The organism is Aphanizomenon sp. UHCC 0183 (assembly GCF_009712065.1).
In the GTDB taxonomy this organism is placed as follows: Bacteria; Cyanobacteriota; Cyanobacteriia; order Cyanobacteriales; family Nostocaceae; genus Dolichospermum; species Dolichospermum heterosporum.
The window spans coordinates 22,582-44,507 of sequence record NZ_VILC01000003.1; the positions used below are offsets into that span (position 1 = coordinate 22,582).

The 21,926-nt window shown below is 39.4% G+C and carries 23 protein-coding genes; 16 read left to right on the forward strand and 7 right to left on the reverse strand.

What is annotated here, in order from left to right; all coding sequences use genetic code 11:
- The first annotated feature begins 282 nt into the window (after positions 1–282).
- Positions 283–426 (forward strand): hypothetical protein, encoded by a 144-nt coding sequence (locus FJR37_RS01310; protein WP_168465082.1) that lies wholly within the window; start codon positions 283–285, stop codon positions 424–426.
- An 87-nt stretch (positions 427–513) separates the two neighbouring features.
- Here FJR37_RS01310 and FJR37_RS01315 read toward each other — a convergent pair whose 3' ends face one another.
- Both FJR37_RS01315 and FJR37_RS01320 read right to left on the reverse strand, forming a co-directional pair.
- Complete coding sequence (locus tag FJR37_RS01315; RefSeq protein WP_168465083.1) at positions 514–1,914, reverse strand: TldD/PmbA family protein; 1,401 nt, start codon at positions 1,912–1,914, stop codon at positions 514–516.
- A gap of 32 nt (positions 1,915–1,946) precedes the next feature.
- Complete coding sequence (locus tag FJR37_RS01320) at positions 1,947–2,363, reverse strand: deoxyribodipyrimidine photo-lyase (RefSeq protein WP_168465084.1); 417 nt, start codon at positions 2,361–2,363, stop codon at positions 1,947–1,949.
- Positions 2,364–3,031: 668 nt separating this feature from the next.
- On the opposite strand from FJR37_RS01320, the gene FJR37_RS01325 reads away from it, so the two are divergent.
- The 6 genes from FJR37_RS01325 to FJR37_RS01350 all read left to right on the forward strand — a co-directional run bounded on the left by FJR37_RS01325 (position 3,032) and on the right by FJR37_RS01350 (position 5,225).
- Positions 3,032–3,295 carry a hypothetical protein gene (locus FJR37_RS01325; RefSeq protein WP_168465085.1) on the forward strand — a complete coding sequence of 88 codons (264 nt, stop codon included), beginning with the start codon at positions 3,032–3,034 and terminating at the stop codon, positions 3,293–3,295.
- Positions 3,296–3,435: 140 nt separating this feature from the next.
- The gene (locus FJR37_RS01330; protein ID WP_027401948.1) at positions 3,436–3,693 is read left to right on the forward strand and encodes a hypothetical protein; all 258 of its coding nucleotides are present in this window, start codon (positions 3,436–3,438) and stop codon (positions 3,691–3,693) included.
- Positions 3,694–3,811: 118 nt separating this feature from the next.
- Positions 3,812–4,120 (forward strand): DUF3181 family protein, encoded by a 309-nt coding sequence (locus FJR37_RS01335; protein ID WP_039201093.1) that lies wholly within the window; start codon positions 3,812–3,814, stop codon positions 4,118–4,120.
- A 57-nt stretch (positions 4,121–4,177) separates the two neighbouring features.
- Complete coding sequence (locus tag FJR37_RS01340) at positions 4,178–4,402, forward strand: hypothetical protein (RefSeq protein WP_027401946.1); 225 nt, start codon at positions 4,178–4,180, stop codon at positions 4,400–4,402.
- A gap of 83 nt (positions 4,403–4,485) precedes the next feature.
- Positions 4,486–4,902, forward strand: coding sequence for a XisH family protein (locus tag FJR37_RS01345; RefSeq protein WP_168465086.1), 417 nt, complete (start codon positions 4,486–4,488; stop codon positions 4,900–4,902).
- The gene (locus FJR37_RS01350; RefSeq protein WP_168465087.1) at positions 4,890–5,225 is read left to right on the forward strand and encodes a XisI protein; all 336 of its coding nucleotides are present in this window, start codon (positions 4,890–4,892) and stop codon (positions 5,223–5,225) included. The genes FJR37_RS01345 and FJR37_RS01350 overlap by 13 nt, the downstream gene beginning before the upstream one ends.
- Positions 5,226–5,286: 61 nt before the next feature.
- Here FJR37_RS01350 and FJR37_RS01355 read toward each other — a convergent pair whose 3' ends face one another.
- From FJR37_RS01355 to FJR37_RS01365, 3 genes are all read right to left on the reverse strand, one after another.
- Complete coding sequence (locus FJR37_RS01355) at positions 5,287–5,748, reverse strand: ABA4-like family protein (protein ID WP_168465088.1); 462 nt, start codon at positions 5,746–5,748, stop codon at positions 5,287–5,289.
- A gap of 1 nt (position 5,749) precedes the next feature.
- Positions 5,750–6,799 (reverse strand): cobalamin biosynthesis protein CobW, encoded by a 1,050-nt coding sequence (gene cobW / locus FJR37_RS01360; protein WP_039201091.1) that lies wholly within the window; start codon positions 6,797–6,799, stop codon positions 5,750–5,752.
- 156 nt (positions 6,800–6,955) lie between these two features.
- Positions 6,956–7,771 (reverse strand): pantothenate kinase, encoded by an 816-nt coding sequence (locus tag FJR37_RS01365; RefSeq protein ID WP_053538330.1) that lies wholly within the window; start codon positions 7,769–7,771, stop codon positions 6,956–6,958.
- 109 nt (positions 7,772–7,880) lie between these two features.
- Here FJR37_RS01365 and FJR37_RS01370 point away from each other — a divergent pair, with 109 nt between their 5' ends.
- Positions 7,881–9,605, forward strand: a complete 1,725-nt coding sequence (locus FJR37_RS01370; protein WP_039201090.1) for a diflavin flavoprotein — start codon at positions 7,881–7,883, stop codon at positions 9,603–9,605.
- A 78-nt stretch (positions 9,606–9,683) separates the two neighbouring features.
- Here the strand turns inward: FJR37_RS01370 and FJR37_RS01375 are convergent, their stop codons facing one another.
- Complete coding sequence (locus FJR37_RS01375) at positions 9,684–10,487, reverse strand: choice-of-anchor R domain-containing protein (RefSeq protein ID WP_168465089.1); 804 nt, start codon at positions 10,485–10,487, stop codon at positions 9,684–9,686.
- Between the two features lie 245 nt (positions 10,488–10,732).
- Between FJR37_RS01375 and FJR37_RS01380 the strand changes: the two genes are divergently transcribed.
- The 6 genes from FJR37_RS01380 to FJR37_RS01405 all read left to right on the forward strand — a co-directional run bounded on the left by FJR37_RS01380 (position 10,733) and on the right by FJR37_RS01405 (position 18,349).
- Positions 10,733–11,176: an endonuclease domain-containing protein gene (locus FJR37_RS01380; protein ID WP_168465090.1), complete on the forward strand. Its 444-nt coding sequence runs from the start codon at positions 10,733–10,735 to the stop codon at positions 11,174–11,176.
- A 73-nt stretch (positions 11,177–11,249) separates the two neighbouring features.
- Positions 11,250–12,959 (forward strand): diflavin flavoprotein, encoded by a 1,710-nt coding sequence (locus FJR37_RS01385; RefSeq protein WP_168465091.1) that lies wholly within the window; start codon positions 11,250–11,252, stop codon positions 12,957–12,959.
- A gap of 96 nt (positions 12,960–13,055) precedes the next feature.
- On the forward strand, positions 13,056–14,486 hold the full coding sequence (locus FJR37_RS01390) for a DNA methyltransferase (RefSeq protein WP_168465092.1): 1,431 nt from the start codon (positions 13,056–13,058) through the stop codon (positions 14,484–14,486).
- Between the two features lie 25 nt (positions 14,487–14,511).
- The gene (locus FJR37_RS01395; protein ID WP_168465093.1) at positions 14,512–15,459 is read left to right on the forward strand and encodes an AvaI/BsoBI family type II restriction endonuclease; all 948 of its coding nucleotides are present in this window, start codon (positions 14,512–14,514) and stop codon (positions 15,457–15,459) included.
- 1,476 nt (positions 15,460–16,935) lie between these two features.
- Positions 16,936–17,697 (forward strand): Uma2 family endonuclease, encoded by a 762-nt coding sequence (locus FJR37_RS01400; RefSeq protein WP_168465094.1) that lies wholly within the window; start codon positions 16,936–16,938, stop codon positions 17,695–17,697.
- Positions 17,698–18,058: 361 nt separating this feature from the next.
- Entirely contained in the window at positions 18,059–18,349 is a 291-nt protein-coding gene (locus tag FJR37_RS01405; RefSeq protein ID WP_039200962.1) for a 4a-hydroxytetrahydrobiopterin dehydratase, read from the forward strand.
- A 145-nt stretch (positions 18,350–18,494) separates the two neighbouring features.
- Here the strand turns inward: FJR37_RS01405 and FJR37_RS01410 are convergent, their stop codons facing one another.
- A complete protein-coding gene (locus tag FJR37_RS01410; protein ID WP_039200963.1) occupies positions 18,495–19,526 on the reverse strand; it encodes a hypothetical protein in 1,032 nt (343 codons plus the stop codon).
- Positions 19,527–19,827: 301 nt separating this feature from the next.
- Here FJR37_RS01410 and folD point away from each other — a divergent pair, with 301 nt between their 5' ends.
- Together folD and crtE are read left to right on the forward strand one after the other, a co-directional pair.
- Positions 19,828–20,703 (forward strand): bifunctional methylenetetrahydrofolate dehydrogenase/methenyltetrahydrofolate cyclohydrolase FolD, encoded by an 876-nt coding sequence (gene folD, locus FJR37_RS01415; protein WP_053538325.1) that lies wholly within the window; start codon positions 19,828–19,830, stop codon positions 20,701–20,703.
- Positions 20,704–20,921: 218 nt separating this feature from the next.
- Positions 20,922–21,860 carry a geranylgeranyl diphosphate synthase CrtE gene (gene crtE, locus FJR37_RS01420; protein WP_053538324.1) on the forward strand — a complete coding sequence of 313 codons (939 nt, stop codon included), beginning with the start codon at positions 20,922–20,924 and terminating at the stop codon, positions 21,858–21,860.
- Positions 21,861–21,926 lie beyond the last annotated feature (66 nt).

Consider the following 21,926-nt stretch of genomic DNA (forward strand, 5'->3'; position numbering starts at 1 on the left):
GGTGTACACACAAGTTATCGAATCACCATTATTCCTCAATTTACAGCGATTTCCAATCATATAAGGTACATCTTAGCCCCCTCATCGCTTGCGGGGAGGGGGTTGGGGGTGGGGTTCTTGTTCCGGGTTTGATGACAATTTGCTGTAACTTGTGTGTACACGATAGCCTTTATAAGGGGAGGGTTAGGTAGGGGTAAAATATTTGATACAGCAATCATGACTTTTCAAACACCCTCTTAGAGGTTGTTTAAAAAGTTTATGGCGAATACAAGGATACCTGTTATGTTAAATTGCGTTTTATATTTATCTCCATCTCCCGTCAGGGATATGCTACTATACAAACGAAGTCTGTTTAAACCCACGAAGGTGGGTTTTGTCTGTGTAGCCGCGACTTCTAGTCGCCAAGGCTTTTTAAACATCCTCTAAAATGAATGATAATTTTTCGCGTTTTATGGGTTGAAGCTATTGACTCACGCCAAAAAATATGTTAGACTAAGTCCTGACAAGGAAGAACTATTCTCCACTTTCTCCTCCCACCACAACATCCCGAATGCGTAAACTCGGACCACCGCAACCGACGGGTAAACCATTTTGTCCACCTTTACCACAACCGCCGGATTCATCCCAGTAAAAATCATCACCAATGGCTTCGATATCTGCGAGGGTTTGGAAAACGTTACCGGAAAGGGTCACATCCTTTACAGGTTCAGCAATTTTGCCATTTCTAATCATCCAAGCTTCCCCAGCACTAAAAGTGAACATTTCCCCGTTTGTCATTCCCCCTAACCAATTTTGGGCAAAAACACCTTCTTTAATCCCCGTAAATAAGTCCGCGACTGGGGTTTTCCCCCGTTCAATCCAGGTATTTGTCATTCTCACAATAGGGGAATAGTGATAATTCAGACAACGGGCATTTCCTGTGGGTTTTTCTGCTAATTTCCCAGCAGTTTCACGAGAATGCAGTCTACCAACTAATACACCATCTTCAATTAACTGGGTAGTTGTCGCTGGTGTACCTTCGTCGTCGTAAAAATAACTACCGCGATGTCCTTGGGGTGCAGCACCATCAAATATTTGCAGTTCTTCGGGTCCGAAACGTCGTCCTAGAGTCATGACTTCCAGAATATCAGGGTTTTCATAAGCCATATCTGCTTCAGAAAGATGTCCAAAAGCTTCATGCACAAATAAACCGCTGAGAATGGGATCAATAACTACGGTGTAAGTATTCCCCTTAACAGATGGTAAAGATAAAGACGTAACTGCTCTTTCTGCTGCACCTTTGACTTGTGTGTCTAAATTAGTTAGATCTTCGTAGGCTTTGCGAGAACCAGTGGTTTCTCTGCCAGTTTGGACAGTGTCCCCATTCCTGGCTGTGGCTGCAAAGCGCATTTCCATATCTACCCAAGATTGATCAATGAAAGTTCCTTCAGATGTGATAATAATTACTCTTTGGGTACTGTCACTATAATGAACTGAGGTGGTAGTAATTCGATGATCAACTGTTTTAAGTAAGTCAGTATAGCGATCGCATAATTGCTTTTTCTGCTTCAGCGAAACCTGACGGGGATCAGTACCCAACAGAGGTAATTTACATACGGCTTGTACGGGATCAATGGCTGCAAGTATAGTTTCCTCATCACCCACTATCCGGGCTGCGGCGATCGCCTCTTCTATGCGCTCTTCAATGGTTGCTAGTTTATTAAAACTACTTAATCCCCAACCACCTTTATAACAAGTGCGAACATGACCACCAATAGAAATTCCCTCGCTGAGAGTTTCCACTTTATCACCACGCAAAACAATATCTGTTCCTTCAGCTTCCTCCAAGCGAATCATTAAATAATCCACACGGGAAGAATAACGGGAAATTAAATCTGAGAGGAGATTTTGAACATCAGTAAGTTTAGTTGTCATTTTATAAATCGCTGTAAATTACATTTATTTTCTTATTCAAAAACATATTTTTCTGCTACTTTCCAATAACGGGAAAACCGCTTTAAATCAATATATCCGTCATATTCAAAAAACGGTTCTACAGCAAAAACTTCCAACTTTACAGACTTTTCTATTTGATCACAAATATCATCAAACCTGGGACTAGGACTATCTGTAGTTATAACTAAATTAGTATTATGTTCCTTCGCAAAAGCTAAAACTTCTGCTGCCACATTTCCCCGGCGAATTTCTACAGGTAATTCTAGCAAACATTCATAAATGAAAGTCAGGCGTTTGAGGCTAATTTGCCATTGGGCAATTAAAGCATCATCCCAAACCCAAAGGGCTGGGGCTTGGGGATATTCTTGGAGTGCAGGGTTGTGGGGACTCAGACAGTCTCCATTGATCCAAATAACTGGTTTATTCATGATCTGCGCTTATCTATATCAATAGAAAAATAAATACATAGCTATCTTAAATCATAACGGTGATAGTTAATCATTTTACCACAAACTCAAATCCGTTAATTGCTGATTTGACAAGCATTCCAACCCTTCTAACTCTCCTGATTCATAAAATTTTAATAATTTTTACAAAATCGTAACTATGGATACATCCAATTCTGGCAACAGTGGATAACATGATAAAAATATTCACATAGTAAGAAACATCAAGAATCAAAAAACCATTTCTTTTGCCTCTTGCCATCTTCAATAAACAGCAACCTACAGGAGTTTGCCTTCCTAAATAATTCACCCGACAAAAATAATCTTTATCACCTTAAATATAAGGTCAAAACAACTCTATCACAATTCATACCAACTTTATCTGAGACTGCACAGAATCATCGAATCCATGAATTCATCCGTCCTTATCCGCGTTTATCTGCGTTTATCTGCGGTCAATGATTCTAGAAATCTGATTCTATGTAGCTTCATCGGAATTTGGTAGCAGTATGACATGATCAAAATATGTCATACTAATTCGGAATTTTAGATTGGGAATGAAAAACACTTTGATAACAGTTTCCCACACCACTAAATATCCGCAGTCAGCGTCCTTGTGATATTTCAGCTAAACAATCAAGGAGTTCATTATGCTTCGACAAATGTGCTGGTTATCTAAGTCTAGCGGCGATGATGAAAAGATCTTACACCTGCAAACTGCACCTGGACAACCTTGGCGACCTTACACAGCTTTTCCGCAATTTTCAGTTCCAGACTATCGCATCCCTCGCGGTTCTAAGGGTTGGGCCACTTATCAAAAACTCTTGAAAGCAGGTTGGACTTTAGTACCTAGTGCCAGAGGCAGCGAATTTGGTGATAGTTGCTATGCAGAGTCAACTGTGCAGAGTTTATAGCCTATATTACCATCTGGGGAACACCATCAATATTATCTTATCCCCAGATGGAGGAAATTATTTGCGGATCTGAGCAAGTCAACCCCAAACACCTTACAATAAATAAGGTGCGTTAACTGCTGTCACGAACATTTATATTTATGCCTCCCCGTTGGCCTCGCAAACCAGATCGCAAAGATCCAGATTTCCGTAAACTAGATGATCGCATGAATTTCGCTGTTCATGTTGGTATTTGTGCAACTGTCAATTCTGGGTTGTGGTTTTTCCACATTTTGAAAACTACTGCCTGGGAATGGCTTCCTGGGGTAACAATTGGTTGGGTAGGAGTATTGCTGCTGCATCTAATTTACATTGGTGCGATCGCTAATTACGACCCCACACCACCGAAATCTACCTAAAGAAAGAAAAACAAGCTAGGGAATTCTCACCTGTGGTAGTAGATCAAGTCTAGCTAATTGAGTAATAATATGAAGTAAGCTAAGATATCCCGATGTTACTAACAAAGAGGTTATATTTATGGCTAAAACTAATACCACAGAATTACTAGAAACCCTAGCCGCAGAAATTGGTGAAAGTGTTTATATAGATATTGCCAAATGGCATCTATATCTATCTGATGCCAAACTGCATAATGTTGTGGCTGAAAAATTGTATCCTTTAATTACTTCTAAAAGCGTTAATGAAGATCAAGTAATTGCTGCTTTAGAATCTATTACTGTTAAAGTTGGCGGTGGCAGAAATGAAATATCTTTAATTAATTTGTTGCCCTTACAATGTCAAGTTACCTTAGTAGATATTGTCGAAAAATATCAACGGGAAATCTAAGCTTCATTTTCTTCCCATTAGCAAATTTACACATTTAAATAATGGAGGTTGACCAATATGTTTTTACAAATCAAAGATAGCCGCGATTTAGTGAAAATAGTTGATGTTCAAGAACTATTAGACCCCACTAGTAAAATTGTCCATGCCCAAGACCAAGAAGGACAAGAAGAACAAGAAACGGACATTTATCAAAAAGAAGAACTAGTGTTTCCTTCTGGGGAAAAATTACCACGCTGTTGGTTAGATGCCAAATTTAGAGAAAGGGAATCTGTAGCAGCTTAATCGTCATTACATAGGGTGATTTATTTCACCCTGTAATTATAATTGGTATTAACCGCATAGATTGGATTTAAGATTAACTAGAAATGCCAGCCAAAGATATTTATCACAATACAGTTAGAACTGCCTTAGAAAAAGATGGATGGATAATTACAGATGATCCCTTTAAACTAAAGTGGGGGTTACGAGAATTATTTGTTGATTTAGGTGCAAAAAAATTACTGGTTGCGGAAAAAGAAAAACAGAAAATTATTGTAGAAATTAAAAGTTTTATTAGTCCATCTGCAATTGCTGATTTACAAAATGCACTAGGGCAATATCTTTTATACACAGATATTTTAGAAGAAAGCGCAAACGAACATTTGTTATATTTAGCTATTCGTGAATCAACATATAAAGAAATTTTTTCTGAACCTATTGGTACATTAGTTTTAAAAAAACATAAAATCCACTTGCTTATTTTTGATCCCAACCAAGAGGAGATTACACAATGGATAGACTAAATGGATATCAACAAATTATTCAAAAAGTATTAACTGAATATGCAGAAATTCCTTATCATTCCAGAGAACTAAAAACAGAATTAATTATTAGTAAAGATGATAAAGATTATTTATTAATAACTTCTGGTTGGGAAAAAGATGTGAGAGTTCATGCTTGTATTGTCCATATACAAATTATTGATAATAAAATTTGGATTCAAAGGGATGGAACAGAAGATGGAATTGCTAACGATTTAGTTAGTGCTGGTATTCCTAAAGATCAAATTGTTTTAGGCTTTCATCCTTTAGAAATTCGTCCTTATACAGAATATGCTGTTAGTTAAAAATAGAAATAAAAACAAAAACAGATCCCCAACTTCTCCAAGAAATCGGGGATCTAAATTCCTAAACTTCTGCTTTTTGTGTAACTGTTATCCCTTCAGAACCTTTAGCAAAAGCTTTAGAAATCCAATAGGTAAAAATATGAGAAAGGACACCTAAAGGACCTGCAAATAAACACAAAGCTATCGAGTGAATTGTCCAAATTCCGGTTTTTTGTCCTTGCCAATAAATCCATCTACCGACAAATAAATCCATAACCAAAAAGTGAATCCAGCCTGTAGCAGCAGCAGTTTCATCACTAAAAAACCTGGCTATATCTGCTAATTGAGGATTTGATAAAGCTGCGGCGTTTTCTGGGGTAATGCTGATGACAAATAAGTACAAATATGCACCAGCTAAAACTACAAAAGGTAAATAAGATTCCATTACCTTGCGGGTGATATTCCAGTTAGGCAATAAAATCATCAAAGCCCAAAAAGGCAAAACAAAAAGATTGGCAACGTTAAATAAATCTGTGATATTCATATTACAAAGCTACTAATTGAGATTCTATTGCTGAAGATTGTAAATTACGACCGATAAAAACTAAACTGGTTTGTTTTGGTTCTTCTACTTTCCAAGGACGATCATAAAATTTATCAAATCTATTTCCCACACCTTGCATAACTAACCGCATGGGTTTATTAGCAACCGCCACAAAACCTTTAATTCTGTATATTTCTTGTTCTTGTGCCAGCTTTTCTAATGTTGCTTGTAGTTTTTCGGGGTCAAATGTCCGGTCTAAAATCACGTGAGTTGAGTTAATTTCATCATCATGATCATGGTCTTCTTCTGTGTCGTGATGACTAGGACGATCATCTAAATTATCTTCAACTGCGGCAGCAAATCCTAATAAGATAGATGGATCTAATTTACCATAATCACTAGAGACAATTTTCACAACTCTAGGTAATTCTTTCTTGACTAATTCTAAAACTTGTGCTTGTGTTTCTGCATCAACCAAATCAGTTTTATTCAAAATCACTAAATCAGCACAAGCAAGTTGATCTTCAAACAATTCTTGTAATGGTGTTTCATGTTCTAGACTATCATCTTCTTGGCGTTGGGCGGCGATCGCATCTAAATCACTAGCAAATGTTCCCGCTGCAACTGCGGCACAATCTACTACTGTAATTACTGCATCTACTGTAGCAGCGTTGCGGATTTCTTGCCAACGAAAGGCTTTAATTAAGGGTTTTGGTAATGCTAAACCAGAGGTTTCAATGATAATATAATCTATGCTATCGCGGCGTTTAATTAATTCCCTCATTGTCGGGTAAAATTCCTCTTGAACCGTGCAGCATAAACAGCCGTTTGTCAGTTCAAATATGTTAGTTTCTGGATTTGCTTCTGTTTCATCTTCAGGGCAAATTTGACAGGATTTCAATAATTCTCCATCTATCCCCAGTTCGCCAAATTCGTTGACTAATACTGCTATCCGTCGTCCTTGGTTGTTTTGGAGGAGGTGACGGATAATGCTGGTTTTACCGCTTCCTAAGAAGCCTGTGATGACGGTAACGGGGATTTTTGTAGCCATGTTTTCTGTGTGGTTTTGAATCCAATTTTACCATATATCGTCAAACCCAGATCCCCGACTTCTTTGAGAAGTCGGGGATCTAAACTTGTTAAGGGGTTAGGTGTTGATTCGGAAAAATCTGTTCCTGATACGGTAGAGCCGAGTTTTAGAGATTTATTACCTAATCACTATATTTCCAATTCCCTGAAATATCAAATAATTATCTACAATTAATCGTTCTGCTATATCTGGAACTTGTTGATAAAGATAGGTTTTCAATAAATTACTATCACCACCAGTCATTACAACCTGACTACCAGGAAATAACCGCCACCAAGCCTCAATAAAATCCTTTATCCCACTTAATAAAGTGTAAATTACGCCACTTTGAATTGCATCTGATGTATTCATGGCAAAATGTAGTGGTAAAGATATCATTAAACCAGGTTTTAATAATGGTAATTGTCCGGTTTCTTGCCCTAAACTGGCAAATTGTAACCCTAAACCCGGCAAAATTGCCCCACCAACAAAGCATTGATGATTGTCTGCACCTGTAAAAGTCAATGCTGTACCAGCATCAATTACTAATGTGGGAAATCCCCAAGTTATTCCCGCACCCCATACCGCTAAAGCCCTATCAATTCCTAATGTGGGGTACATTCTCTCTAATGGTACATCTTCTAAAGTAATCAGACGCAAATGAGGGTAACTTTGCCACAGTGCGGTTTGACTAGGAACGACAGAAGCGAGAATCAGGGGTATAGGATAATCTGGAATAATGGGAAGATTGTTAGGTAGAGAAATCGCTGTCAGCCAATTATCTAAGGTTGGACATTGAGCTAATTGTTGGATAATAGATGCAGATAGATGAAATATGTCCCCAGTTGAGTATAGGGTTTTATCTATGAATAATGCCCAATGAAGGCGGGAATTGCCCACAATTAGGACTATGGAAAGACGCTGTTGGTCTTTTGACTGAGGATGATTGTTCACAGTTTTAATTTTCTTAACTGAGGTATATGTTTTTTAAGAAAAATTAATATTCAACCCGTGCCACAATAAGAGCAAGGCATAAATACTCAATTTATTAAAGAGGGGCGTTATGGTATTGCTTACCGAGAAACTAGAAAAGCGTCTGACTATAAATACTGTAGAGATTAGTGAAGATACTACCGCAATTCGGTCTTTAGATTGGGACCGCGATCGCTTTGATATTGAGTTTGGTTTACAAAATGGCACGACATACAACTCTTTTCTGATTCGTGGTGAGAAAATCGCCCTGGTTGATACCTCCCATGAAAAGTTTCGCCAACTTTATTTTGATACTCTCACGGGTTTAATTAATCCCCAAGATATTGATTATTTAATTGTGAGTCACACTGAACCAGATCACAGCGGTTTAGTGAAAGACTTGTTACAACTCGCGCCTCATATAACCGTAGTTGCGTCAAAAGTGGCAATTCAGTTTTTGGAAGATATGGTACATCAACCATTTAACCGGAAAATTGTCAAAAATGGCGATCGCCTAGATTTAGGAAATGGCCATGAATTTGAATTTGTCATAGCTCCTAATTTACACTGGCCGGATACCATTTTCAGCTTTGACCACAAAACCCAAATTCTTTACACCTGCGACGCTTTTGGGTTACATTACTGCTCAGAAAGTACCTTTGATGACAATTTAGCAGCAATAGAAGCCGATTTTCAATATTACTACGATTGTTTAATGGGTCCAAATGCCCGTTCCGTCCTGTCCGCAATGAAGCGCATGGGAGAATTGAAAACAATTCGCATGATTGCCACCGGACACGGACCCCTACTATACAATAATGTTGAAGAATTAACAGGACGTTATCGCAGTTGGAGTCAAGGACAAACCAAAGCGGAAACCCCTGTAGGGATATTTTACGTCTCCGAGTACGGTTTTGGCACGCAAATAGCCCAATCTATCGCTAACGGGATTACAAAAACCGGTGTCGCTGTCGAAATAGTAGATTTAGCCAGCGTCAACGAACTACAAGAACTGCGGGAACTGGTAGGACGTTGTACAGGTTTAGTGGTGGGAATGCCCCCAGCATCCAGCAATTCTAACATTCAAGCCGCACTCAGCACCGTTTTAGGTTCTGCCAAAGAAAAACAAGCAATTGGCATTTTTGAAACCGGTGGAGGAGATGATGAACCCACCTATCCCCTATTAAATAAATTCCGGGCTTTAGGCTTAAATATCGCTTTCCCCGTCATTGAAATTCGGGACACACCCACAGCCAACATTTACAAAAAATGTGAAGAAGCTGGTACAGACTTAGGACAATGGGTAACAAGAGACAAAAGCATCAAAGCCATGAAATCCCTGGGTGCTGATTTAGACAAAGCCTTGGGCAGAATTAGCGGCGGTTTATATATCATCACCGCCAAAAAAGACGACGTATCCAGCGCCATGTTAGCCTCCTGGGTAAGCCAAGCCAGCTTTAAACCTCTGGGTTTTTCCATTGCAGTCGCTAAAGATCGAGCCATAGAATCACTGATGCAAGTAGGCGATCGCTTCGTTCTCAACGTACTCGAAGAAGGCAACTATCAACCCTTAATGAAACATTTCTTAAAAAGATTTGCTCCCGGTGCAGATCGTTTTCAAGGAGTCAAAACCCAACCTGCGGAAAATGGCGCACCCATCCTCACCGATGCCCTAGCATACATAGAATGCGAAGTTGTCAGCCGCATGGATTGTGGCGATCATTGGGCAGTATACAGCACAGCCTACGCCGGTAGAGTATCAAATCCCGATGCCATGACAGCAGTACACCACCGGAAAGTCGGGAATCATTATTAGAACCCCACCCCTAGCCCCTCCCCGCAAGCGAGGAGGGGGACAAGAAAGAAACAAATTTCTATTCACATATCTTTGATTTTATTCAACTGTTGGCTCATGAATCAATCCAGAATCAACCGACTCTGCTAACATCTTCTGAGCCGAGCGCTGCTGCAACCTTCTCCGCAACATAAAAGCACCAAATACAATCGCCATACCTGCTGGTGCGGCATTAGACTCAAAGGGAACAGGAGTAGCATTAATTTGGAAACTGTTGAGAAGCGTGCTGTTGGCATAGCTGACGCCGTTATTGGTAAACACATAGCCGTTATAACCCATACCACTAATTCCAGTCGGTGCAACACTTGGGCTATTCGCTCTCCAACCAACAGAACCAGAGGGAACAGTCATTAACAGCCAATAGCGTGTATCTGCTAAAAAGGTGAAGTTTGTAGTTGGTGTAAAGTTAAAATTCCCGACTGCATCACTAGCAGAGCTAGGATTATTAAACGTCAGCGATTCAGGAGTTGTGCCAAGGGGACTATTGCTAGCTTTGGCAGAATCCCTATAGATTTGCAGTTGTACCACATCACCCGCAGTAGTATTATAGTTTACTAGACGAAGCGATACGCTATCTAGGGTATAGTCAGTAGATACAGGTAGAGTAAATCCAATGGCTTTACCCCTTGTACCTGTAGTAGCACTTATCGTAGTACCAAGTCCATCATTTGTAGATGAATAATTACCAAATAAGGTAACGGCTTTAGCAGGGTGAGAAAGAGCTAGAATGCTTACCAGGGAAGCAACTACCCCCCCATTTTTTGAAAATTGGTGCTGATCATGATGTCCCTTGTTTCTTATATTTTTAATTTCCTCAAATGTACCGAATCGGTACTTACTCATATATAGGATTTACGCATTGACAAGATTCCCCAAATATGTGACGTAAATTTTATCCCTTGTAGGGTGCGTCAGACACGATATTTTGACAAAAAAACAGATTCCCTCTATCTGACGCACCCTACTCAATAAGTTATTCCCAAAGCCGAAAACGACGCAATTTCGTTCATTCATATCATGGTAAATTAGTGAGCGTGCGTAAGTCCTAATATAGTACTTGTAAACCAGTCAAATAGTAACACCAAAAGATGAAAAATTATCACATACCCAATCCTAATTCTTGTCCCCCCTCCTCGCTTGCGGGGAGGGGGTTAGGGGGTGGGGTTTCTTGGCAAAGTCCACCGGAAATCTGGTCAAAACTTAAACCTTTAGCCCGACAAATGCGGACAGAAGCCACATTAGCAGAAAAGCAACTTTGGCAAAGATTAAAAAATAAGCAAATGCTGGGTTTGAAGTTTCGTCGTCAGCAGGTTATTGATAGATTTATAGTTGACTTTTATTGCCACGAAGTCAAATTAGTAATTGAAGTAGATGGAGAAATTCACAATTACACGCAAGTAGAAGATGCTATTCGACAAGAGTTTTTAGAGTCTTTGGGTTTGCGGGTGGTGAGATTTAAAAATGAGGATGTTTTGTTCAGGATAGAGGGGGTTTTGGAGGAGATTGGGCGGGTAATAAAACCCCACCCCTAGCCCCTCCCCGCAAGCGAGGAGGGGGACAAGAGAGAAGGGGAGTTATGTTCAGAAATCAAGGAGATAAAGTATCATGTCAGAAACTAAACCCCGTGATGTACAAATATTGCCCATTGGTACAGATACCATAATATTGCGATCGCGCAGTTGGGCAAGATTAAGATTTGAAATTGAATATGCTTTAGCCAAGGGAACAACGGCTAATTCTTATCTCATCCAAGGCGATAAAAATGCCCTGCTTGACCCCCCTGGCGAAACTTTTACCGAAATTTATCTCCAAGCCTTACAACAGCGGTTTGATGTCAAAAAACTCGATTATGTGATTCTGGGTCACGTTAACCCCAACCGCGCCGCAACACTAAAAGCATTACTAGAAATCGCCCCCCAAATTACCTTTGTTTGTTCTAACCCAGGGGCGATAAATCTCCGCGCAGCTTTGGAAAAAGAGGATTTACAAATTTTGGTCATGCGGGGAGAAGATACCCTAGATTTAGGAAAAGGACATCATTTACAATTTATTCCCACACCTAACCCCCGTTACGCTGACGAACTTTGTACCTGGGACCCGCAAACAGAAATCTTATTTTCTGATAAATTATTTGGAGCGCATATTTGCTCAGATCAAGTTTTTGATGAAGGTTGGGAAGTATTTAACGAAGATAGACGCTATTATTTTGACTGTTTAATGGCACCTCACGCCAGACAAATCGAAACAGCTTTAGAAAAATTAGCAGATTTGCCAGTGCGAATGTATGCTAGTGGTCATGGTCCCATAGTCCGCTATGGTTTAATTGATATTACCAAAGGCTATCGGGAATGGACTAAACAGCAAACTTCGGCTGATATGACGGTAGCTTTAATTTATGCTTCTGCCTATGGCAATACTGCAACTTTAGCACAGGCGATCGCTCGCGGCATCACCAAAGCCGGTGTCAGTGTCGAGGCCATTAATTGCGAATTTACCGAACCCGAAGAAATCAAAGCCGCAATTGCAAAATCTGCTGGTTTCGTCATAGGTTCTCCCACATTAGGAGGACACGCACCCACACCTGTGCAAACAGCTTTAGGAATTGTCCTCTCTACTGCTACTAACAATCAATTAGCCGGTGTATTTGGTTCTTTTGGTTGGAGTGGAGAAGCCGTTGATTTAATTGAAAGCAAACTCAAAGACGCAGGATACAGATTTGGATTTGACACCATTCGCGTTAAATTCAAACCCAATGAAGTCACTTTACAAACCTGCGAAGAAGCGGGAACTGATTTCGCCCAAGCATTGAAACGCGCCGCGAAAAAATCAGTCGTCGCTAAACAACCAGCAAGTAATGTAGAACAAGCTGTAGGGCGGATTGTTGGTTCTATATGTGTGGTTACAGCCACTCAAGGTGATGTTAAAACGGGAATGTTAGCATCTTGGGTAACACAAGCCAGTTTTAATCCTCCTGGTTTAACCATTGCGGTAGCTAAAGAACGAGCTATGGAATCCTTATCCTATACAAATAACAAATTTGTAGTTAATATCTTGGCGGAAGGGAAAGAAATTCGTAAGCAATTTATGAAAGTTTACGCCCCTGGACAAGATAGATTTGCCGGTTTGGAAACTCAAGAAGCCAATAATGGCGGGATTATTCTCAATGGTGCTTTAGCGTATTTGGAATGTTCTGTCCAAAGTCGGATGGAAGCTGGTGATCATTGGTTAGTTTATGCCACTGTTGATGATGGTAAGGTCTTAAATCAAGATGCTGTCACAGCAGTACATTATCGCAAATCCGCGAGTTATTACTAACACCTTACGTCTTAGCCCCTCTAGGATTAGATAGAGGGGTAATTTTTTTACGCTATGATGGAGAACGTCTGCCAATATTTTTAATCACTTTAAATAATGCTTGATTTTCAACAATTAGAACCTCAAACACCAAATCATCAAACACAAAATATTGAAATTGAAGATCTTAACACCCAACTATACCAGCACTTTGCTAATAAATTTTGCATAGAAGATGTTCTCAACCGCAAGATTGTTAGTTTTCAGGCTAATAAACTTAAACCTATTTACCGATGGTACAAATATAAAGAAGCTTTTTCTGCTTCATTAGTAAAATATTTACTAGATAAATATATAATCGAATCTGGCGAAATATTAGACCCTTTTGCTGGTAGTGGAACAACTTTATTTGCAGCTAGTAATATAGGATTAAATGCTGATGGAATTGAATTACTATCTATTGGAAAAGAAATTATAAATACTAGGCTCATTTTAGAACAAGAATTTACAGCAGATGATTTCACAAAAATTTTATATTGGTCTAAAAATTTTCCTTGGGAGAAATCAAAAACTCAACAAACTATTCAAGAAATAAAAATTACGACAGGTGCATATCCTCAAGAGACATTAAACGAAATTCAAAAATATATCGGTGCTTACCAAGATGAAAATTGTAGAATCAAGCAAGTATTACAATTTGCACTATTATGTGTTTTAGAAGCAATTAGTTACACTCGCAAAGATGGGCAATATTTACGTTGGGATTATCGTTCTAGTCGTCAACAAGGTAATATACCTTTTAATAAAGGAGAAATTCTCAGCTTTAAACAAGCAATTAGTTTTAAAATTACGGAAATTTTAGCAGATATTCAAACTGGGAGTCAACAAGGTGAACTTTTTCCCAGTAACACTAAACAAGGTGGGATTCGTTTGTTTACAGGTTCTAGCTTAGATATAATGCCACAATTGCCAAATTCTTATTATGATGTAATTCTTACTTCTCCTCCTTATTGCAACCGTTATGATTACACTAGAACTTATGCTTTAGAACTTGCTTTGTTAGGAGTAGGACAAGAGGAAATAGTTAATCTTAGACAACAAATGTTAAGCTGTACGGTTGAGAATAGACCGAAAGATTTATTAGCAATTAATTCTCAATGGTTAAATGCTATTTTGGCTACAGATCAGCAAAAATTACTCCAAGCAATTTTACAATATTTGGAAGAACAAAAATTACAAAAACAATTAAATAATAATGGTATTCCGAGAATGGTAAAAGGTTATTTTTATGAAATGGCTTGTATAATTTATGAATGTTATCGAGTCATGAAACCACAAGGGCTGATGTTTATGATTAATGATAATGTGCGTTATGCTGGTGTGAGTATTTCAGTGGATATGATTCTATCGAATATAGCTGAGTATCTGGGATTTAAAGTAGAAAATATTTTAGTTTTACCCAACACTAAAGGTAATAGTAGTCAACAAATGGGTATACATGGACGTGATGCACTGAGAAAGTGCGTTTATGTTTGGAGAAAAGTTTAATTTAATCAAATTAAGGTAACTAAAATTGGCATATAAAAATCATTTAAATACAGGTCTTGATTTAGTAACAGCTTATGAAAAAACTAGATCTGGTTTTGTTGCTTTAGCTATTGAAAGAAACCGTCGATCTACACCATTTATTGATCAAGCAAGAGTATTAAAAACTATTGCTTCTCAAGTTAATAGTCCTGCTAATTTAATGAATCTGATAGAAATACAACCTGCTTTATTAGCTGCATCTGGAGTTTCTGATAAAGCCGCAGGTTATTTACAGCCACAGCATAAAATACAAGCTATTCAAGGGTTAATTAAGGAGTTTTTAGAACCAGCAGGTTCAGATTTTGTAGAAGAATTAGTTTATAGATTTTTGCTAACAAGAGGAGATACGCTAGGTGGTTCAATGAGGAATGTAGGTGGAGTGTTAGCACAGCGTAAATTAACTCGCGCAATTTTGGCTAATCTTGCACTTGCTAATATTCCTTATTATTGGTTACATTCTACAACTAAAACATGGATTCCAATGACAGAAGAAGATGCAGGAATAGATTTATATGTAAAGGGTTTAAGTTGGTCTATTGGCAATAAAAATAGAACAATAATTTATAATCTGACAGTTCCTTTAGTGAAAAGTAATATTGATGTGTGTCTTTTCAACTGTGGTTATCAAGAAATTTCTCCAGCAACTTATAAAATTCCCAATCTTTATATTGCACTGGGGGAATTAAAAGGAGGAATTGATCCTGCTGGTGCTGATGAACATTGGAAAACAGCAATAACTGCTTTATCTCGAATATGGAGGGCATTTTCTCAAGTTGATTTGTCACCACATACATTTTTCATTGGTGCAGCTATTGAAAAACGTATGGCTGAAGAAATATGGAATGATTTAGAATCTGGTAAGTTGAGCAATGCTGCTAATATGACAAATGATACTCAAGTTGACTCGATCTGTCACTGGTTAATCAGTTTATAGGATTTTTAAGCGCACTCTTGGAGTGTACCATTTACAAGCGATCGCTTTCCTCCCCCCAAGCATCACATTTTTGGAGTTTAGACAAAGGTGATGTAAATGCAATATGCAGGAAAATAAAAAATATATCCCTCGTTCCCAGACTCCGGCTGGGAATGCCTACCAGGAGGCTCTGCCTCCAATCCCAGAATACAAGCCATTTTACCCGATTTTGTGCTGGTACTTGAGGCAGAGCCTCATCAACTGCATTCCTAGTCGGAGACTAGGAACGAGGAAATAGCGAAGCGCTGCTGCAAGCAGTTCGCTAATCCCAAATCCCCCAACGACCATTTTTCGTTGTGTGACAGTTTAGGGTGCGGAAGATGGGTTAAAATATAAGTTTGCCTCACGCAAAGGCGCAAAGGCGCAAAGGTAAGAGTTTTCGCTTACCCCAGGCATCGCACTCTTGGAGTTTACCATTTACAAGCGATAGAGATCGCTTCCCTCCCCCCAAGCATCACATTTTTGGAGTTCAGACAAAGGTGATGTAAATGCGATATTTAAGAAAATAAAAAATATATCCCTCGTTCCCAGACTCCGGCTGGGAATGCCTACCAGGAGGCTCTGCCTCCAATCCCAGAATACAAGCCACTTTACCAGATTTTGTGCTGGTACTTGAGGCAGAGCCTCATCAACTGCATTCCTAGTCAGAGACTAGGAACGAGAAAATGAGAGAAATTATTTATTTTTTTATTTAGTTGACAAATGATTGATTAATGTGTATAGCTAAAATTTGTTTTTTATGGTACGAATTTGTGATTAGTGATTACTAAAATGCACCAGAAGGTGCTATATTAAATATGTCAATAAAAAAAGGGCAGTGCTACCAACACTACCCAGTTTCCGGTGTATTTAAGAATCCAAGCAAAATCTTACAGTGCTTGTTATGAATACACGAGATTGCTTTACTGATTTAAGCTGAACATTTTGTTCTTTTATTTCTCCTTAATTTTCGTAACTACTGATTCTACTGTCTTGACTGTCGAATCGCTGTACTTAGCCGTAGTTGCTACATTGTGAGAGATATAGGATATCGCGCACAAGCACGCAAAAATACAAAAATAGTGCTTAAGCACTTTTTCCTCCATGAACTAATTTTACATTGAAGTTTACCCCAACTAACAGATAGTTACTGGGGGTAATCCCCTATGTATTGCTACATAGGATAATTAAAAGTGTAACATACTATAAATGAATTTAGTGCAATTTTTTAAACCTAATTGCTGATTTAGGTAAAAAATCACCAGATGGTAATTCCATGCAAATGGAAAAAATATCAATTTTCTTACCAGCACTATTAGTACAGTTTTTTGAGAACTACAAAATTATTAAAGTGTGTAAATCTAGTTCTTAAGTAATAAAGTTAGCACTGGATTTATTGCAATATCAAGAATTAGAACAAGCATATAGTGAACTTGACATTTCTTTTTTGCAGCCGTTATGTATCAAACAGACCCACCGCGTTCTGCTAAGGAATTCCTACCGACAATGTATGATTTACCTAGCGAAGATCCAGAGGAACCCGGTTTGCCAGACGAATTTCATCTTTTACAACCCCAGTTATTACGGGAAACTTTTTGTCCGTCAAAGTTCCCGGAAAATCAGGTATTTATCGCCACAGACTTAAATCTTTACTACGATGTTCATCATCCATTATGGTATAAACGCCCTGACTGGTTTGCTGTAGTTGATGTCCCCAGGTTGTATGCACAAAAAGAACTGCGGCTGAGTTATGTGGTTTGGCAAGAAGGCGTTAATCCTTTTGTAGTGGTAGAATTTATTTCACCAGGAACCGAAAAAGAAGATTTAGGGAGAACCTTACGAGATGCTAGTCAACCTCCAACTAAATGGGTAGTTTACGAACGAGTTTTAAGAGTACCTTATTATCTAGTTTTTGACCGTTACACTGACCAGTTAAGAGCATTTCAATTACAGGGAAGTAGTTATGCTGAATTGGAAATTAATCAACCGCGTGTATGGCTAAATGATATTGAATTAGGTTTGGGACTGTGGCAAGGTGTTTATGAAGGCATTGAACGGCAGTGGTTACGCTGGTATGATGCTTCAGGTAACTGGGTTCTCACACCGGCAGAACGGGAAAGAAAACAAGGGGAGCGAGAAAGAAGACGTGCAGAAAGATTAGCAGCACAATTACGCGCTCTTGGTGTTGAACCTGATTTTGGTGATGATGAAGAGGGCTAAACTGCTGACTCTGAAAAATTTAACCCAGAACAATTTCTGTGAGGGCTAGAAGTATGGCTAACGCCACGCCGCGCTATCAGGAGTATGGCTAACGCCACGCCGCGCTATCAGGAGGATTTAGAAGAAGTTAGAAGTAATATCAAGTCTGGAAAATTGAACGATTTTTGATGCTATGATCACACTTTCCTTGCACCTCATTTATCTTTCATACAGATGAGACTCTTCATGCGTCTGGGTTGTAGGTTTATTCAGCAAGCCCTAAGTATCAGCAAATATTACTCAAAAGATGGAAGCATAAACACAGAAAAAGATGATAATTAGAGAGGATTAGTATCTATAAATCTCTGTGTAGGTTAGAAAAATGGCAGCCCAAAAATTGAGCGAAACCGAACTAACATTAGCCCTGAATAGTTTACCAGGATGGCAAATCAAAGAGGGCAAATTATACAAAGAATATAAATTTAGCTCTTTTGCAACGGCGTTGGGTTGGATGGTTAGTGCGGGTGTTCACGCGGAAAAACTTGGACATCACCCGGAATGGTTTAATGTTTACAATACTGTTCAGGTTAATCTTATTACCCACGATATCGGTAATGCTATCAGCAATTTAGATGTGGAACTGGCAAAGAAAATGGAGGAATTAGCGCCGTAATAGCCCCGGCGAATATAATTCACGGCTATACAAACAAAGTCCGCCTGCGCGGACTAATAAAGAAAAATTAAGGGTTTGAACCCACTTAGGTGGGTTTTGCTTGTGTAGATGCGGTTTCTAACCGCCGATTTCATGTTTAAGTTGACTAACTCGTTTCTTGAATCTGTAATCTAATTGTGTGTTCTATTGTTCCGCTTAATTGCAGTTCCATGATTTCCCCTCCTAGAGGTTCTATGCAGGTGAGGAGCGATCGCAAATTGGGTGTACTTGCACCAGTATCTACATATAATCTATCTGCTAAACTACTGATTTTTTTCCAGGTCATATACAACTTGCCGATGGTTTGTTCAATTTGCGATGCTTGATTTACCAAGTCAGCAGCAATACTTAAACAACCGACTCTTTGCGCTTCTTCTAAGGCAGTTTCAATATCCACATCTTCCGCTATTAAGGCTTGCACTTGGGCGGCAGATTTGAGGTATTTGGCTAATTGTCGGGCTTCTGAAGTGGCTTGTTTGACTGTATCAACGTCAGGATTGGCGGCTATATCCCTTTGTAATGCCTTTTGGTGCAATTCGGGCAGTTTTTCCATTTCCTTGACCAGAGGGGCAATGTAGCGCGGTGGCAGACTGTTATCTGCGGCTTTTTCCCTGACTTCTTCTGGTAATAAATCGGAGGACATGGCTGTCCATTCGTCGCTGAGTTGACGGACTTCTCTGCGGGTAATGCGATCGCCTTTCTCCGCAGCTTCACTGACCATCTGTTGTACTTCTGGAGACGCTTTGGCGGTTTCTACAAATGCCCGTTTACTAAAGTTATTAACCGTATCTGGGTTCAGTTTGCCATCTGATATCAAGGTATCAGCACTATTGGCTAATTGAATCCAACTATAGGCTTGAGTTTTACTGATTTCGCGTTCTTTGAGCCATTTAAGGAAACCCGCACCGCGTCCATCTCCGCCCTTTTTCTCTCGGTCACGGATAGCGCGTAAAATGCGACCACGCCAAATTTCTGTTTGTAAATCAAAGCGATCGCATACCTGCCATGCTACATCAAGTTGTTGTAAAAAATCGGACTCAGGAATTTGTTCATCTTCTGGATCAGGTAATGCAAAGTCTAAATCTGCTGGCTGTTGGAGTGCAGCAGCAATGTCATTCATGGAGTCGGTATCTTGCACGATAGATAGCTGGTTGAGGTATGCGATTTAGCTTATGTTCACACAATTTGTGTCTAGAAAATCGGTGAATTAAGCAATTAAATATTTTACTTTAAAAATTAAATTTTAGGTGACTGGGAAAATGAGAAAATGAATAAACTGGGAGGTAGAGCAAATAAAGGGGCTAAAGAAAATATTTATCTTCACTTTTGCCTTTTATTCTGTCACCGTGGCGTAGCACCTGTAACCTGTAACCTGTAACCTGTAACCTGTAACCTGTCACCTGTCACCTGTCACCTGTCACCTGTCACCTATTTCCCTTATGAAACAAACCGCCAAAATCCTTGATGGTAAAGCATTAGCCGATAAAATTCAGCAAGAACTTAGTGAGACAATTAGCAAATTACAAGGTAAAATTGGGCGATCGCCTGGATTAGCGGTATTAATGGTGGGAGATAACCCAGCCTCAGCCGCTTATGTTCGTAACAAAGAAAAATCCTGTGCTAAAGTCGGAATCGCCTCTTTCGGTAACCACTTTCCTACCCAAACCAGCCAAACTGAATTAGAGGAAGTAATTGCCCAACTCAACGAAGATGAAAGAGTAGACGGGATTTTAGTCCAGTTACCCCTTCCCAATCATTTAGATGCTGTCAGTCTATTACATCAAATTGCACCGGATAAAGACGCTGACGGACTCCACCCCGTGAACTTAGGACGACTGGTGCGAGGTGAAACAGGTTTACGCAGTTGTACTCCTGCCGGTGTGATGCGATTGTTAGCAGAATATAAAATTCCTTTACAGGGCAAAAAAGCTGTGGTTGTAGGACGGAGTATTTTAGTAGGTAAACCGATGGCTTTGATGCTACTAGAAGCTAATGCTACAGTTACCATTGCCCATTCTAAAACCCAGGATTTACAAGATATTACCAAAAATGCTGATATCTTGATTGCTGCCACCGGTATTCCCGGCATGATTAGTGCTGATATGGTAAAGTCGGGCGCAATTGTGGTAGATGTAGGAATAAACCGGGTTACAGATAGTAATGGCAAAAGTCGGTTAGTTGGTGATATTCAATTTGAAGCGATCGCTAATGTGGCAGAATATATTACTCCTGTTCCTGGTGGTATCGGTCCAATGACAGTAGCCATGTTATTGCAAAATACTGTTTCTAGCTATTTACAAACAACAGGCAACTGAGAAATAATTTTTATGAATATTCATGATTCCTCAGTACAACGGGAATCAACAGCGGATTTTAGATTTATTCCCCGCACAAATTCGGGGACTTGAAACTCTTTAAGATTTTCAATCCAAAATCTAAAATCCTGTGAGTGTTTCCGCCCCAAACCCCCGTAAAATTGGTACATAGATCACAAACAACCCAATATTTTCAAAAGTCAAGAGGAATACAAAGCATGGTAGCAACGGATAAAAGATTGGAAACCCCAAAAAAATCAGAATCGGCTAGTTTTAACCTCGCTACCTATCTCAAAGAACGACAACAGCTTTGCGAACAGGCTTTGGACAATTCCATTACCGTCGTTTATCCAGAAAAGATTTATGAAGCCATGCGCTACTCACTCTTAGCTGGAGGTAAACGAGTTCGTCCTATTCTCTGTCTCGCTACTGCTGACATGATTGGTGGCACAATAGAAATGGCCATGCCTACAGCCTGTGCCGTAGAAATGATCCATACCATGTCATTGATTCATGATGATTTACCCGCAATGGATAATGATGATTATCGTCGCGGTAAACTCACAAATCATAAAGTTTATGGTGAAGATGTCGCTATTTTGGCAGGAGACGGTTTATTGGCTTTAGCCTTTGAACACGTAGCCGCCCAAACTCCTGCAAATGTACCCAGAGATAGAGTATTACAAGTCATCATTCGTCTGGGTAAAGCATTAGGCGCGGCTGGCTTAGTCGGTGGTCAGGTAGTAGATTTAGAATCCGAAGGTAAATCCGATATTTCCTTAGAAACCCTGAATTTTATTCATAATCATAAAACAGCAGCCCTGTTAGAAGCTTGCGTAGTTTGTGGGGGAATTATTGCTGGTGCATCCGCTGAAGATGTGCAAAAATTAACTCGTTATTCTCAAAATATTGGTCTGGCTTTCCAAATCATTGATGATATTCTAGATATCACTGCTACCCAAGAGCAGTTGGGTAAAACCGCTGGGAAAGACCTCACAGCCCAGAAAGTTACCTATCCTAGTCTGTGGGGAATTGAAGAATCTCGCGCCAAAGCCCAACAACTGGTTGCTGAAGCTTGTGCTGAATTAGAATCCTATGGTGAAAAAGCCATTCCTTTGCAAGCGCTCGCTCACTTTATCATCAACCGCAATAACTAAGCCCAATTGTGGATTTTAACTAAATTTTGGCTTCTACTGCCGTTTTTCCTCCATACAATCACTGCT

Coding starts and splice junctions, on each gene's coding strand:
- FJR37_RS01380 (WP_168465090.1), top strand. CDS start 10,733: ATGAAAAATTATCACATACCCAATCCTAATTCTTGTCCCCCCTCCTCG.
- FJR37_RS01355 (WP_168465088.1), bottom strand. CDS start 5,748: ATGAATATCACAGATTTATTTAACGTTGCCAATCTTTTTGTTTTGCCT.
- FJR37_RS01310 (WP_168465082.1), top strand. CDS start 283: ATGTTAAATTGCGTTTTATATTTATCTCCATCTCCCGTCAGGGATATG.
- FJR37_RS01405 (WP_039200962.1), top strand. CDS start 18,059: ATGGCAGCCCAAAAATTGAGCGAAACCGAACTAACATTAGCCCTGAAT.
- cobW (WP_039201091.1), bottom strand. CDS start 6,799: ATGGCTACAAAAATCCCCGTTACCGTCATCACAGGCTTCTTAGGAAGC.
- FJR37_RS01315 (WP_168465083.1), bottom strand. CDS start 1,914: ATGACAACTAAACTTACTGATGTTCAAAATCTCCTCTCAGATTTAATT.
- FJR37_RS01350 (WP_168465087.1), top strand. CDS start 4,890: ATGGATAGACTAAATGGATATCAACAAATTATTCAAAAAGTATTAACT.
- FJR37_RS01370 (WP_039201090.1), top strand. CDS start 7,881: ATGGTATTGCTTACCGAGAAACTAGAAAAGCGTCTGACTATAAATACT.
- FJR37_RS01330 (WP_027401948.1), top strand. CDS start 3,436: ATGCCTCCCCGTTGGCCTCGCAAACCAGATCGCAAAGATCCAGATTTC.
- FJR37_RS01385 (WP_168465091.1), top strand. CDS start 11,250: ATGTCAGAAACTAAACCCCGTGATGTACAAATATTGCCCATTGGTACA.
- FJR37_RS01375 (WP_168465089.1), bottom strand. CDS start 10,487: ATGAGTAAGTACCGATTCGGTACATTTGAGGAAATTAAAAATATAAGA.
- FJR37_RS01390 (WP_168465092.1), top strand. CDS start 13,056: ATGCTTGATTTTCAACAATTAGAACCTCAAACACCAAATCATCAAACA.
- FJR37_RS01340 (WP_027401946.1), top strand. CDS start 4,178: ATGTTTTTACAAATCAAAGATAGCCGCGATTTAGTGAAAATAGTTGAT.
- FJR37_RS01400 (WP_168465094.1), top strand. CDS start 16,936: ATGTATCAAACAGACCCACCGCGTTCTGCTAAGGAATTCCTACCGACA.
- FJR37_RS01345 (WP_168465086.1), top strand. CDS start 4,486: ATGCCAGCCAAAGATATTTATCACAATACAGTTAGAACTGCCTTAGAA.
- FJR37_RS01335 (WP_039201093.1), top strand. CDS start 3,812: ATGGCTAAAACTAATACCACAGAATTACTAGAAACCCTAGCCGCAGAA.
- FJR37_RS01325 (WP_168465085.1), top strand. CDS start 3,032: ATGCTTCGACAAATGTGCTGGTTATCTAAGTCTAGCGGCGATGATGAA.
- folD (WP_053538325.1), top strand. CDS start 19,828: ATGAAACAAACCGCCAAAATCCTTGATGGTAAAGCATTAGCCGATAAA.
- crtE (WP_053538324.1), top strand. CDS start 20,922: ATGGTAGCAACGGATAAAAGATTGGAAACCCCAAAAAAATCAGAATCG.
- FJR37_RS01320 (WP_168465084.1), bottom strand. CDS start 2,363: ATGAATAAACCAGTTATTTGGATCAATGGAGACTGTCTGAGTCCCCAC.